This window comes from Nostoc sp., from assembly GCF_036916985.1.
Classification (GTDB): Bacteria; Cyanobacteriota; Cyanobacteriia; order Cyanobacteriales; family Nostocaceae; genus Nostoc.
The window spans coordinates 103,112-116,866 of record NZ_JBALFD010000018.1 but is presented as its reverse complement, the minus strand read 5'-3'; the positions used below and the strand labels follow the sequence as shown (position 1 = coordinate 116,866).

The following is a 13,755-nucleotide window of genomic DNA, read 5'->3' as shown; positions in this document are numbered from 1 at the left end:
CGTCCATGAAGACTAACGCGATGTGCGATTTTTCTCAAGTAAAACGCAGTACTGGCGTAACAATTAACTTTGTACTGGACGGAAGCTATTGAGATAGCATTAAATTGAGTGCAATTGTAATGCATGATCAACCTTATGCTAAATATTAGTCGAGACATCCATTCACTCTCTAGCTTTAAACGCAATACATTGGAATTCCTACAGCAGATGAAGCAGACAGGAAAACCCGTAGTGCTGACAGTTAATGGCAAAGCCGAACTTGTGGTTCAGGATGCAGAGTCTTACCAAAAACTGCTGGATGCATTGGAAAGGTTGGAAGCAATCGCCGGAATTAAGCAGGGACTTGAAGATAGATGTAGAGGCTGGTAGAACCAGTACTCTTAGCGAATTTGAGCAAGAAATGCAGCAAAAGTATGGCATTTCAAGTTAGGCTGACTCAGACTGCAAAAGCTGAAATTGATACTGCTTACTCTTGGTTGAAAGAGCGCAACCCAGTTTATGCGGATAAATAGTTTCGGGAGTTGATGGATACTATTTTTAACTTCGCTTTGCCAATGATAAGGGCGATCGCGCATCAAACTAGTGGCAAGCAATAAATCGTGTTGATATCAATATACGTACAACCATAAAAATTTTAAACACTTTAATAGTCAATTAAGTAAAATTACGTAAGCTATTCAGCTTGTTTACGATTATAAATAAATAGTGAAAAAACTCAAATTGAGCTACATATTAACTAAATAAATTTATTGGAAGTGTACAGAAATTAAAAGTTCTGTAGTTATAAAAAATTAGCAAGAGGTTTTCAAATGACCAATAAGTTATACAAAGTATTTGAAGATGTAGAACAAAATGCCCAACTTCTCTCCAAATATTGGCATAATTTTTCTACCGAAATATCTGAGCATTTGCCAGATACATATCACGCCGAACTACAAGAACTTTCTGACAAGTTAGAGATAGCTATTGATAATTTAGTAGATGAGCTTCGCAATCCTACTCTTACCCTTGCAACAACAGGAACTACCAGTAGCGGTAAAAGCACTTTAGTAAATCTATTATGTGGAGCAGAAATTGTTCCTGTGGCTGTCAGCGAAATGAGCGCCGGAGCAGTAACCATAGAATACAGCGAAACAAAATCTTTAATAATCCATGAAACTCCAGGAGCATTATGGGAGTGTGGAGAATGGGCAGGTATTAGTGATGAGCGAATTTATCAACGCTTGTACGATGTCATGATAAATTACATCGATAACAGAGAGAAACAAGCTAATTTAGCTTGTCCCCAATCGACCATATCTTACCCTTTCAGACTCATCAAAGAATCGAAACTGGAATTACCCAGAGGTGTCAAGGTAAGAATTTTGGATTTGCCTGGTTTAGCCTATGTGGGCGATGAAGGTAATGCGAATGTGATTAAACAGTGTCGTGAGGCATTGTGCTTAGTAACATATAACAGTGCAGAAACCGACAAAGAAAAAGTTAGAAGCTTGCTGCAAGAAGTAGTTGAGCAAGTAAAAGATTTAGGTGGTTCTCCTGCACGTATGCTGTTTATTCTCAATCGTATTGACGTTTTTCGAGCAGATAGAAACTGGCCAGAAACAGAAAATCGGTTTGTAGCAAAAGCTATACTTAGTATTAAAAAAGAATTGACAGAACAACTAAAAGAATACTCACAAGAAATTGAGAATTTAGAAGTAGTAAAACTGAGTACATGGCCTGCGTTATTATCGCTTCAAATTCAAAATTACGATGATAACTACAGTTTTGATGTTTGTAAAAAAGTACGTAACCATTTTTATGGATTAATTGAAGATATATTAGATGAACTGTCAGGTAAACCAGAAAAATGGTCTAGACACGACAGAAACAGAGTTGCTGAAGCATTATGGCAAAAATCCTATGCTGATGAATTTCAGAATAATTTAAGAAATCATATTAATCAACATTTTCCCCGGTTAGTAATTCCTCAAGCAATAGAACGTTTTAATATTGCTGCTGGTAATGCTATTACGGAGTGGGCTTTACAGACCACAAGTGCGATTTTGAATAGTTCAGAAGAAAAATATCAAGAGGAATGTGAAAAGATATCATCGATTCGGTCACAATTAGAACGTTTTCTACAGATCAGCAATACTAAATTAAGAGAGCCTTTTGAAAAAATAGATAAGAAAATTAAAGAAGCTATAGCTGATGAATCAGAAGATGATCTAGTACTATATTTAGAAAACATTATAGCAAGTCTTAATAAGATTGAGCCATACAATGAATTACAAGAAAAATTATATCCACTTTTTGGATGGCGAAATGGTATAGGCCGAGGAATCAACCAAGTATTAGAACCAGTCGCAAAGTCTTTAGATACTGGAAAAATCAGTCTAGATTCTCCCAATTTAAAAAAAGCAAATGTTTTAAATGTAAATTTGTTGGCAAATTGTTTAAGAAGACTAGTTAATTTAGGATACACAGGTTCTGTTGCTAAGGCAGGCAAAATAATGGAAGCTAGGACTGAAGATGAGAAACAAAGACTTAAACAATTAAATGAAGAATTAAACGAACTTGCAATTCACTTAAATCTAGTTATGGAAGATGTACTGAAGCAAATAGTTAATCAAGAATTAGATAGAATGTACCAGGCAGTAGTTGAGCTTTTTAAATGCCATTTATCTCATCTTGAAAAAGGTACAAATAATATTGCACCTAATATTGCTATCAAATTTCCTGATTCTAAACTTATAAAAGTTGATAGCAAACCAAAATTTAATTTAAGTTTTAAAGCTGGATTTGCAATTACACCAGGAACTTGGGAAGAAGAAATAGAAGTTTCAAAAACAAAAAGAACTTGGTATACATTGTGGATTTTTAAAAAAACATATTACGAAATTGAATATAAAACTCGTTCTAGTAATAATGCAGAAATCCCTAGCACAGAAAAGTTACTTGAGAATTGGCAATTTCAGCTTAAGCAAGAAGATAAATCAATAGTAAAAGAACTTTTACGATGGCTACTAGAACAAATTGATAGGTTAACAAAAAATGTAGATGAGGTTCAGGAAGAAGTTATTAATCGATATCAAGAAAGACTTGATACTGCAAACAGAGAGATTAGCATAGATTATGAGATGCAAAAAAATGTCTGGCAACCTATGCAAAAAAAATCTCAAAGCCTTGCACAAGAATTTTTTAAGTTGGAAGATTTTCTGAATTATGAATAACAAATTCAGACATTAAGCTTATTAACTAAATGTCTGAATTCATCGCAATCTATCTACCATAGTCCTTTAACTTTATTTTAATATTATTAGTTATGCTAATAATATTATGTTTTTTACTTAGCCTTATTAAGAGGAAAAATAGATGCCAGGAATTTTTGAAAATATAGGTCGTCAGCTTGACAATATAGGTCGTCAGATTATTAATAATGTTGTCACCCCAAAAGAACAAAAAATACAACCAAAGCCAGTAAATATGGCAACAAGTTCACAGCCTACAGTTATTTCCTCAAAACCTTTAGATAATTCTCCACAGAAATTGACTGTAGCTTTACATCTCGTTGTACCAGCCTTTGTAGTTAATAATATAAGAGAAAATGATTTAATCACAGCCTCTGATCTAGAGAAACTAATAGATAATGCACGATATTTCTTATGTACCAAATCTGCTGTTTCAGACTTAATAGAGGAGTCTTTGAAATTCACAGACGAGAATATTTTAACTATTCATGAACGAAGAGAAATTTACATCAGAGTTCATATCGCTGATGGACAAGAAATGCTGGATAAAAAAGTTCCATATATTTTAAAGCGAAATCTACCATCTCATGGTCAAGGTGTTGTCAGAAAAATAGCTTGTCTCGAAGATTTATCTGGCTTAGAAAAATTTAACCGTGTATAAGGAGCCTTTAAATGGATTGGAAAACAGCATCTTCTTATTATGAGGCTCGTTTAAGTGAAGCTCTAAACGTACAGCGATACGCGGTTAATTTAGCTAATTTACCTCAAGCCGAAATTCCATCTCAATTAAAAGCAATTCTGTTACAAGAAGCAGAACCAGCCCGTCGTCAACTTGAAAGGCTGAAAAAGCGAGAGTTTCGCATTGCAGTTGTAGGTTTAGAAAAAGCGGGAAAAAGTACTTTTATTAATGCCTGGTTAGAATGCGATTTACTTCCAGCCAAGGGAGGAAGGTGTACATTTACAACAACGCAAATTTATTCGGTTGAAAATGATACCGAGCAAAAGCTGGAAGTACAAGCGAAAACAGAAGAACAATTTATCAATTTATTGAAGGAACTTGAAACAGCAAAAGCCCAAGAAGATATCAAAACTATTCGAGAAAATGAAATTACTTTGCAGCAAGTAATAAGAGAAGGTAATCGTACTTTTCCATTTACTCGTTTAGACGATATTAGAGAATCACTCAAGAAATATGTAGCAGATGAAAAGTATGCTCATGCTGTTTTAGAAGCGAGACTTTATACTAACAAACTTGCCCAAGCTGAAGGTATTGTATTTTATGATGTTCCTGGTTTAGATTCAGGTTTGGCAAAGCACGTTGACGAAGCCAAGGAAATGCTGTCAGATTGCGATGCAGTAATATTAGTACAGCGTTTTACCAGCCTGAGAGAGAAAGAACTAGAAATCATCAGGTTTACAGAACTTGGTGACAAAAACATTACCGTTGCTGATAAACTCTTTGTGTTTTTAAGTCGTATTGACTCGTTAGCTACTCCAGAAGCACTTAAAACTCATATTGAAGAAGCATCTCAAGATTGGTTTAAACGTGCCAAACTTCCACCGGAACGTATTATATATGGTTCGGCGGGAGCATATCTAATTTTGAATGGATTAGCTGGAGAACAGACAAGGTTAGAGATTGGTGATACACACAATATTCAAGTCCAGTTAAAAAGATTAACTGGAATCATCGATGAGGAAACTTTAAATAAGAAAGGTACTGGAATTCCAGAAATAAAAGAAAAAATATTTAATTATATTAATACTGAACGTGTGTTCATCTTAAAAAAGAGATGTGAGGCTTCCATAAATACAATTTTAACTACCTCAGAAGAAATTTATAATTTAGTTAGCAAACGTTATCCTGAAAATCCTGAAGAAGCAAAACGATTTGAAGAAGACCGTAGACGAGTTTTGTTTAGCGAATGGTGGAATTATAAATGGGAAGAGAAGAAAGCTGACCTCCAAAAATTTTATGACTCTTCTGTTGCCAATAACTCTTTCGATAATTTAACCGCAAATTCTGCAACCAGCCTCGCCAAATTTAAAGAGAGATATCTACAAATTGTAGCTAGTGAAATCCAGAAACTTAAAGAAGAAGCATTTAGAAAAAAAGATATTATCTTTGCTGCCAACTCATTTCCACAGTTTGACCGCATGAAAGCTAATTTTGCTTGGCGGGAAGATTTATATGGCGACATTAGCAAGCTTTTATCTTCTATAGCCCGACAACTCGCTCTGGAATTGAAAGATGAGGCATTAAAATTAGTCGAATATATGACAAGCTTATTGTGGGGCAGTAAGCAAGTAAAAGAAAGATTAATTGATAAATCGGAAGAATACTTTTTATCTAAGCTAGAAAATAGCTTAAGTGTTCTATTTTTACGTTTTGCCCGTCCGGTTGCAGAAGTATTAATTCGCGCTCCGCTTAATAGCGATGCCCGCGATAAAATTGCTAAGAGTCTTGGTGTAGACATTGAAATAGTTGATAACTATTACATGGGTGAAGAAGTCGCTTTTCAAGTTCTCAAAAGATATGCAAAATATGGTTATAAATTACTCTATAATCCTGAAACGAGGCAACAAATTTTAGGTTTAACAGGAGTTGCAGCACCTATTATTAATGTTTTTACACAAACTACTATAGATATTTTCAGCGAATTTAAATCTCCCCAAGACGATGTAATATTTGAAGTTGAAAATGATATCAATGCTTTTGAAGAGTATTTGTATGCTGCAATTTTTGAAGCAGCAGGTTTTCAATCGTACTGCATTCAAGAACTAAAAGGATTGATTGATAGTTTTAGAGAAAAGCAAGGTACATGGACGGGGATTGCCCATAATGAATGGTTGCAAGAAAATCCACTTCTGTTAGCAGAGATACCACCAGAATTACGATCGCAAGAGTCTAACTTAGAAGTTAGCGATCGCTTGCGCCAATTATCTACTGCATTAAAAAAGACTCGGTTACAGGAAGTGCGTAGCCCGTCGTAGATATCGGATTCTGTGCTTGTTGAAATTTAACAGATCACATTGTTCGTTCCATCTCCAATCGCATCTAAAATTCACTTATCTTACGAGCTACTCTAATTCCTTCATCGCTAAGTCGTGGATGCGCTTCGAGTATTTGCTGAGGAGTTTCACCCGCAGCAAGTTTTTCGAGAATTAATTCAACTGTAATACGAGTTCCTGAAATGACAGGTTTGCCCATCATTATTTTTGGATCGGATACGATTTTTTGCATGAATTAGAATTATTTGGATGGATTAATATGAGGACATAAGAACGCAAGAACCAAGAAACACACTATGCGGATTACACCTGACGGTCAGATTACCATCCCTCCTGAAATCCGAGAGGTGCTAAACATTTCTGCTGACGTAGAATTAGCATTTGAAATCGAAGGCGATCGCCTCTACCTCAAGAAAATACAACCTACCGATAAAATCTCAACCTGGATTGACACCATGCGGGGTTGCGCTGCTGGAAACCTCACCACTGAGCAAATTATGACCCTCACCCGCAGCGACGAAAATTCATGACCGTCTTGGTAGACAGCAACGTTATCCTCGACATTCTTACCAACGATCCCAACTGGTTTGATTGGTCAGCTTTTCAACTGACAACCTATGCCCGTCAAGACCAACTTGCCATCAATCCCATCATCTACGCTGAGATTGCCATCGGCTTTCCCAGAGAACAGGAACTCATCACTGCATTACCGGAAGATATATTTCAACGTCTGCCTTTACCTTGGGATGCGGCATTCCTAGCAGGTCAAAGTTTTCTTAACTACCGTCGTCGTGGTGGCACCAGAACCTCCCCATTGCCTGATTTCTACATTGGTGCCCATGCTAGCACTGCTAATTTGCCTCTCATTACCCGTGATGTCAATCGCTATCGCACCTATTTTCCCAACGTTAGGCTCATTTCACCTGAATAGCCATTAAATTGAATGAGCAAACACATTAGTAGAACAAGGCAAAAGTAAATTCAATAATCAAATAGGCTATCACTTACCAGAACACAAGGCGCGATCGCTATTCATTACCTTTTGATTAGTCTGCAAATAATCATGGAGCAAATGGCAACCTTGCGCCAGTAATTTTTCTAGTTGGATATCTGCTAAATTCTGTAAAATCACCGTACCGTTAGCACTTCCCGCAGCTAAAGTTTTGCCGTCATGGCTAAAAGTGACACTGGTTAATTCATCCTTATAACCTTTCAAAGCAATCAGTAACGTCCCTTCTCGGTTCCAAAGCCTCACGTTGTCATCACTGCTGGCTACCAGAGTCTTGCCATCGGGGCTAAAACTGACACTGATGAAACTATCGCCATCTCCCGTGAGATTATTTAGTAATTCACCGTCTCGGCTCCAAATCTTCACTGTGCTATCAATACTAACTGAAGCAATGCTTTGACTATCAGGCGACCAAGCAACCCCATTTACTCGGCGGATATGACCAGTTAATGTGTATAGCAATTTACCATCTACACTCCAGATTTTCACGGTTTTGTCATCACTGGCTGAGGCTAGCAACTTGCCATCAGGACTAAAGCTGACCCAGTTCACCGCATCTTGATGTCCCTGCAAGGTGTTGAGAAGTTTACCGTCGCGACTCCAAAGTTTGACTGTTTTATCTTTACTAGCTGAAGCTATTACTTGACTATTAGGCGACCAAGCAACACCCAAGACGGCATCATTATGACCCTGTAAGGTGTTGAGTAATTGACCGTCATGACTCCAAAGTTTTACCGTTTTATCTTTACTAGCCGAAGCAATTACTTGACCGTCAGGGCTGAAACTAACGCCCCAAACTTGACCTTTATGCCCTGTGAATGTACGGATAAGTTTACCGTCTCGACTGAAAAGTTTTACAGTTTTATCTCGGCTTGCTGCTGCTAAGGTGCGATCGCCTGGGCTAAAACTAATGCTAGTTACCCAGTCATCATTATCAGCTTTGGGCTTTCGCAATAACACATCGTCCCAATGCCAAAGTTTAATAGTTTTGTCCCGACTGGCGGAAGCCAGGGTGCGACCGTCTGGGCTGAAACTGACGCTATTCACCCAATTATTATGTCCTTTTAGGGTTCCCAGCAACAGACCTTCAGAACTCCAAAGTTTGATTGTCTCATCGGTACTTGCAGAAGCGATCGTTTTGCCATCGGGGCTAAAACTGACGCTGGTAACTCCAGCACTATGCCCCGATAAGGTTCGCAGTAGCTTACCATTCAGATTCCACAGTTTGATTGTCTGGTCTAAACTAGCAGAAGCAATAGTTTGACCATCGGGCGACCAAACTACACTTAGGACTGCATCTTCATGTCCCTGGAAGGTTTTGAGTAATTTACCGTCCCGACTCCATAACTTCACTGTCTTGTCAGCACTCCCGGAAGCTAGGGTTTGACCATCGGTTGACCAAGCGACACCCAAAACTGCACCATTATGTCCCTGCAAGGTTTTGAGTAATTTACCGTCCCGACTCCACAGTTTCACTGTCTTGTCGGTACTTGCCGAAGCGATAATCTGACCATCAGGGTTAAAACTGACACTATTTACTACAGCTTGATGCCCTAATAGAGTCGCAAGCAATTGACCCTCTCGACTCCAAAGCTTCACCGTCTTGTCTTGACTGGCGGAAGCAAGGATTTGACTATCAGGGCTGAAACTGACGCTATTGACTACATCATCATGCCCCGACAAGGTTTTGACCAAGCTACCATCGGGATGCCAGAGTTTGATTGTATTATCCGCACTGGCTGAGGCAATTAAAGAGCGATCGCTGCTAAATGTAACACTATTCACCCCAGATATATGTCCTTCTAAGCGGTTATATTCTCTTACCCCCGAAACTGCTTGATAAAGCGCCGTCTGCACTTGCTCTCTTGTATAGGAATCTACCCAGACTGTTTGTTGTAATTTTATCCCTGCTTTTAAACCTTCCTTTAAGGCATCAATACCTTTTTGTGAGGCAAAGAGAGCTTCACTGGATACACTCAGGGTTTTAATTTCGCTATCTATTGCTGTGACTATGGAAACACTTAATCCTAATATGGCGAGAACAGAAGCAGTCAGGGCAATTTTCAGCGAACGATTTAATTTAGCTTCACTGAGCCTTTGTTGTTCTTGACTTTCTGCAAGTTTAGCTGTTAATTCTTTTTCTTTAAGTTCAGCTCGCAATTGCTCAATTTCTAACTGGCTTAATTCTTCCCGCTTTTGTAACTCCCGCAATTCTGTTAATAAATCTAATCCTTGTTGGGTATGAGGAACTACGAATTTAGAACGCTGTTTATTTTGGAGTTCGCTTTTAAGTCGCTCAATCTCAGCTTTACTTTGTTCTACTTTGTAGCGTAGTTGATTAAGTTGTACCTGTAAGCTCGATTCTTGTTGTTGCAGATAGCGAATCAAGTCTACTAAATAATCGTGAATCAGTTGATAGCGTTCTGGGACATCAGGAAAGAGAACTACTAAACCGGAACGCACTAAAATATCTAACACTAAATCTAATTTGCCAGCATCTTCTAATTCTGCTAGCTGTGTCGCCAACTCAGCACGAGTTTTAAAAGGTCGGTTGTTGCTTTCATCTGTTAATAAATATAAGACAAGTAAGGCGGCTCGTTCGTTTTCTGGGCCGCAATCTTTAATCAGTTCTTTAATATATCGCTCAATGAGTTTATTGGGTCTATATGGCTGATATTCTTCTAGTGTAGTAATGCGTTCATCTTGAATCTGCGCTCCCACAACTTGTAATTCAATGGGGCGGACTTCTCCAAATTCTGTTGATAAATCTTCGATTAAGGTATCAATTAAAGCCGGCTCTAAATTAAACTGCGATCGCTCGGTCAATTTTCGGATAATTGCTTTAGCATATTCTGGCGAAAAATTATTTAACTGGTAGCGGATATGCTTGTCGAGAATATTATTATTAATCGCTTCTAGTGCCGAAAGATGTTTAAAGTCTAATAACCGATGTAAATAATCTTCTCGCAAGGAAAGGATGACTTTAACAAAAGGTATATTGAGGCAATCACTAATAAATTTATCAAATTCTTGCTTTTGATTGCGATCGCTATAACCAAAGAAAAATTCTTCAAACTGGTCAAAAATCAAAACTGTGATCAGATGGTTGTCAGCATTTTCTTTTAGTTGTCGTAAAATTCTGAGGATGGTAATAGGTGTGTCAGAGTAGGGTAAAACTTCTGGTTCAATGGCTGCCTCTGGCTTAAGATCGGCATAAATGGCAAGGGATGCGTCACTAGACATCGCCTCACTTAAAGATTTCCCTAACTCCCGCACCCAATCGGTATAAACTTGCAATACCACAGGCACGGCTATTTGATCGCCAATGGCTCGATTTTGCAGTGCTGGAACTAAACCCGCCGTGACAGTGGAACTCTTACCCACCCCTGACTGTCCGTGAATCACCGTCAATTTTTGATCGGCGCGGCTAATTCTGCCAATTAAGTTATTAATATCACGCTCCCGACCAGAAGCAGCAATTTCTAAAGCAACGGTGCTACTTCCAGAAGGTGCCATCAATGCGGGGTTTGTCGCCTGTCTTTGGGGTTGCAAGCGTCCTGCGCCAATAAAAGCCCGAAAACCATACTGCTGTTCAACAGAACGCCGTTTCTGCCGAATGCAATAGGCTTCTAGATAGCGCCCTTCTTCAAAATATAGCGATCGCAGTGTCCGCAATAAGCGAATATAACGATGGGCATCGTATTGATGGGCACTGTTTTCTAAGGCTGCTGGTAGTTCTTTTGTTGCCTTATCTAAGTATTCATGAGCTACTACTAGTTCACCTAAATTTCGCTGTGCCTTCGCCAACACTAAATAGTAAATTTGCCCCAATAATAATGGAAATAAGCAGTTATAAGGGTCGTTGTGCTTTTGCGCTTCACCTAATTTCAGCAGTGATACATGTGCTAAAATACTCGCCTGTACCCACCGCGACTGCTGCACAGCCACTTGTGCTAGAAAACCGTAGTCACAAGCTAATTGGATTTGACTACCATAAGTTTGATGTAACTCCAAAGAATTTTGAGCAACTGTCTGCAACTCTTCCCACTCTTGGAGATATTGCAAAACCTCTGCAAGTTGATTAATAAATCCAGCCACTATATCTAAACGCCCAGCCACCTGCAAGATATTTAAGCACTGCTGAAAATAAGATTTAGCCGTATACCAATGGCGACGGTTTTCTGTTTGATTTTGCTCTGCAAAACGGCAATAACACAGCCCAATATAAAAGAGCAAAATTCCCTGTCGCAGCAGTAGGGGAGATGGAGGCGATGGAGGAGATGGGGAAGTAAAGGGAGCAGGGGGAGTCAACTCCTCATCTTCTCCAGTCTTTTTATTCAATTTTGAATTTTGAATTTTGAATTTTGAATTGATTTCCTCTATCTCCGCCAACTTTTGCCAAACTTGTAAGCTTTGCTGAAAATGGCTTAAAGCTTTATTAATGCGATCGCTAATATAATTATCTAGACCAAAAACAAATTCTAAACTAGCGTATAATTCTGGCTCTAAGGTAATACCACGATTGTGCAACTCTTTAATGGCAAAGTGGAGTTCATAGCTATGTTCCCAGACTTGCTCCACAGTGGAATAATGCTTTGCAACTTGCAGATTTTGATGTTGTGCAGCATCACTTAGTAACACCGTAGCAAATAAAGAGTCCGTTTCCTGTTGCAGAAATTGCAGCAGTGATTGAGTTGTCATTTCAAACCGAATCGGTGTCGCCGCCCAACTAGCAAAATCTGGTGCTAAACGGACTACCTTTTGCAATATTTCTTCATTCACCCACAAAATCATCGGAAATGGGTGACGTTTGCGAAATTCATCCCGAATATGATTAATAGACCTCAGTAAATCATCGATTCCATCTACTGACTCTAAACCCAAAATCATCAACGCCGATGGCGGATTAGCTTCGGTTAGCAATTCTAAATGAATACTTGTGTAAAGACTTCTAGCATTATGCGGCAGAACGACCTTTAAAATTTGGTGTACTCCTGAAGAGAGTTCTTCGAGTCGTTGCAGCATTCGCTCTTGCAAAGCTCGATAATTGCAGCACACCAAAACCAGAGAAAATTGACCACTAGAAAGGGTAATTGCTCTCCCTAAACTCCGCAAAGCCCGCTCATTAGCTGCTCTGACATCTACTTGTGGGTATCGTTCAACCATGATTTAAATTTTTCCGTCTCTGCTAAAACTGGGTTGACGGCAAACCAAGCTCCCTGATGATCGCGGTATTCAAATACAAATAGACTTCGCAATAGAGTGTAGTATTCTATATCACCTCTAACTCTCTGCTGCTGCACCACCTGAAAGATTAATTCCCACTCCTGGGGATCGATGGCGTTAGCTCGGTAATCTCGCTGTCTTTGAATCACCAATTCGACACACTCCCGCTCAAAGGGTGGATCTTGTTCTCGCAGACAGTCAAACAGCAACCCTAGTAAGTCGCGTACATGACCACCACTAATCAAGCACAATCGATCTAAGGTTTCTAGACTATCAAACACTTCTGTAATTAAGCCTAACCGATCGCTAGCTAAAATGTCTGGAAAAGCTCTAGCTAGTACCATTTGCCGTAACATTGTTAGCCCTTGCGGAAAAATCTCGCCAGAGCGCAGACGTACAGGTATCATCGGCAAAACTTTTGGTGCAACTCCACCCCCCAAACGATGTTGAAGTTCGGCGCTATCGTTGGAAAAAGTCAAGGCTAGGGGAATAGTGTAGACTACATGACAATTCAGTTTGCGTAATTGTTCACCACGCTGAATAAATAAATATTCTGGCAGCGATCGCCCCGATGGTAAAGGTCGAATTGCGACTCGATCCAAGTTATCAACAATCACTACCAGTCCTTTTTTCCCCCTGGCTTTCAGTTGCTTGATGGCAGGTTCTAGCAATTCTTGATTAATTGACTGTAAAATATTTGCTGTTCGCGGTTCTAGATAATCCCTTAGCCGCCGCCGCAATTGGGGACTTTCTTTAGTTTTAGCTGTAATTTTGGCAATTCCTACAGATAACTCTGCTTCTACCCCAAGTTCAATTGGTGTTTGCAGAAAATCGACAATTTCACCAAACAACTTGGTAAAATAGGTAGGTTTGAGCCTGATTTTCATCGCTTCTAAGCTTTCACTCACCTGTCCTGCGATCGCTAACAAAATATCAGTCACATCCACATCAGCCATTTCTAAGACGTGGGTAGACTCAAAGTAAACTACATGAAATTGCTCCACTTCTAATTCAGCTTGCAGCCGCAACAACTCCGTTGATTTTCCACAGCCGAGATGTCCGGTAAATAGCTGACAAGTTGGAGAATTGGGCGAGATTCGAGCGATCGTGCGCTGCAAAGCCTCGATGATTTTGCCACCACGCACCGCAGCAAAATCGATATAGTACCTGCGATCGCTAGAGTTTCCTATAATTAGAGGTCTGCTCGGATTGCAAGCCTGATAAAATCTTTCTAAATCTAGGAGCATAACTAATCAAGTTCACTCAGGAATGGGG

Annotated in this window: 9 protein-coding genes; 6 read left to right on the top strand and 3 right to left on the bottom strand. The window is 39.2% G+C overall.

Going from position 1 to position 13,755, the window contains the following annotated elements:
* Window positions 1-123 precede the first annotated feature (123 nt).
* The 4 genes from V7L07_RS06535 to V7L07_RS06520 all read left to right on the top strand — a co-directional run bounded on the left by V7L07_RS06535 (window position 124) and on the right by V7L07_RS06520 (window position 6,227).
* Window positions 124-369 (top strand): type II toxin-antitoxin system Phd/YefM family antitoxin, encoded by a 246-nt coding sequence (locus V7L07_RS06535; RefSeq protein ID WP_442936013.1) that lies wholly within the window; start codon window positions 124-126, stop codon window positions 367-369.
* A 440-nt stretch (window positions 370-809) separates the two neighbouring features.
* The gene (locus tag V7L07_RS06530; RefSeq protein ID WP_335056105.1) at window positions 810-3,215 is read left to right on the top strand and encodes a dynamin family protein; all 2,406 of its coding nucleotides are present in this window, start codon (window positions 810-812) and stop codon (window positions 3,213-3,215) included.
* 142 nt (window positions 3,216-3,357) lie between these two features.
* Window positions 3,358-3,894 carry a hypothetical protein gene (locus tag V7L07_RS06525; RefSeq protein WP_335056103.1) on the top strand — a complete coding sequence of 179 codons (537 nt, stop codon included), beginning with the start codon at window positions 3,358-3,360 and terminating at the stop codon, window positions 3,892-3,894.
* Window positions 3,895-3,905: 11 nt separating this feature from the next.
* Window positions 3,906-6,227, top strand: coding sequence for a dynamin family protein (locus V7L07_RS06520; protein ID WP_335056101.1), 2,322 nt, complete (start codon window positions 3,906-3,908; stop codon window positions 6,225-6,227).
* Between the two features lie 64 nt (window positions 6,228-6,291).
* Here the strand turns inward: V7L07_RS06520 and V7L07_RS06515 are convergent, their stop codons facing one another.
* A complete protein-coding gene (locus V7L07_RS06515) occupies window positions 6,292-6,477 on the bottom strand; it encodes a DUF433 domain-containing protein (protein ID WP_334708290.1) in 186 nt (61 codons plus the stop codon).
* 64 nt (window positions 6,478-6,541) lie between these two features.
* Between V7L07_RS06515 and V7L07_RS06510 the strand changes: the two genes are divergently transcribed.
* Both V7L07_RS06510 and V7L07_RS06505 read left to right on the top strand, forming a co-directional pair.
* Window positions 6,542-6,775, top strand: a complete 234-nt coding sequence (locus V7L07_RS06510; protein WP_335056099.1) for an AbrB/MazE/SpoVT family DNA-binding domain-containing protein — start codon at window positions 6,542-6,544, stop codon at window positions 6,773-6,775.
* Window positions 6,772-7,176, top strand: a complete 405-nt coding sequence (locus tag V7L07_RS06505) for a type II toxin-antitoxin system VapC family toxin (RefSeq protein WP_335056097.1) — start codon at window positions 6,772-6,774, stop codon at window positions 7,174-7,176. Before V7L07_RS06510 ends, V7L07_RS06505 begins: the two co-directional genes overlap by 4 nt.
* A gap of 69 nt (window positions 7,177-7,245) precedes the next feature.
* Here the strand turns inward: V7L07_RS06505 and V7L07_RS06500 are convergent, their stop codons facing one another.
* Together V7L07_RS06500 and V7L07_RS06495 are read right to left on the bottom strand one after the other, a co-directional pair.
* On the bottom strand, window positions 7,246-12,420 hold the full coding sequence (locus V7L07_RS06500) for an nSTAND1 domain-containing NTPase (RefSeq protein WP_335056095.1): 5,175 nt from the start codon (window positions 12,418-12,420) through the stop codon (window positions 7,246-7,248).
* On the bottom strand, window positions 12,396-13,727 hold the full coding sequence (locus V7L07_RS06495) for a P-loop NTPase fold protein (RefSeq protein ID WP_335056093.1): 1,332 nt from the start codon (window positions 13,725-13,727) through the stop codon (window positions 12,396-12,398). The genes V7L07_RS06500 and V7L07_RS06495 overlap by 25 nt, the downstream gene beginning before the upstream one ends.
* Window positions 13,728-13,755 lie beyond the last annotated feature (28 nt).

Excerpts from the sequence above, each read along its gene's own strand:
- V7L07_RS06535 (WP_442936013.1), top strand. The coding sequence starts at position 124 with ATGATCAACCTTATGCTAAATATTAGTCGAGACATCCATTCACTCTCT.
- V7L07_RS06530 (WP_335056105.1), top strand. The coding sequence starts at position 810 with ATGACCAATAAGTTATACAAAGTATTTGAAGATGTAGAACAAAATGCC.
- V7L07_RS06525 (WP_335056103.1), top strand. The coding sequence starts at position 3,358 with ATGCCAGGAATTTTTGAAAATATAGGTCGTCAGCTTGACAATATAGGT.
- V7L07_RS06520 (WP_335056101.1), top strand. The coding sequence starts at position 3,906 with ATGGATTGGAAAACAGCATCTTCTTATTATGAGGCTCGTTTAAGTGAA.
- V7L07_RS06515 (WP_334708290.1), bottom strand. The coding sequence starts at position 6,477 with ATGCAAAAAATCGTATCCGATCCAAAAATAATGATGGGCAAACCTGTC.
- V7L07_RS06510 (WP_335056099.1), top strand. The coding sequence starts at position 6,542 with ATGCGGATTACACCTGACGGTCAGATTACCATCCCTCCTGAAATCCGA.
- V7L07_RS06505 (WP_335056097.1), top strand. The coding sequence starts at position 6,772 with ATGACCGTCTTGGTAGACAGCAACGTTATCCTCGACATTCTTACCAAC.
- V7L07_RS06500 (WP_335056095.1), bottom strand. The coding sequence starts at position 12,420 with ATGGTTGAACGATACCCACAAGTAGATGTCAGAGCAGCTAATGAGCGG.
- V7L07_RS06495 (WP_335056093.1), bottom strand. The coding sequence starts at position 13,727 with ATGCTCCTAGATTTAGAAAGATTTTATCAGGCTTGCAATCCGAGCAGA.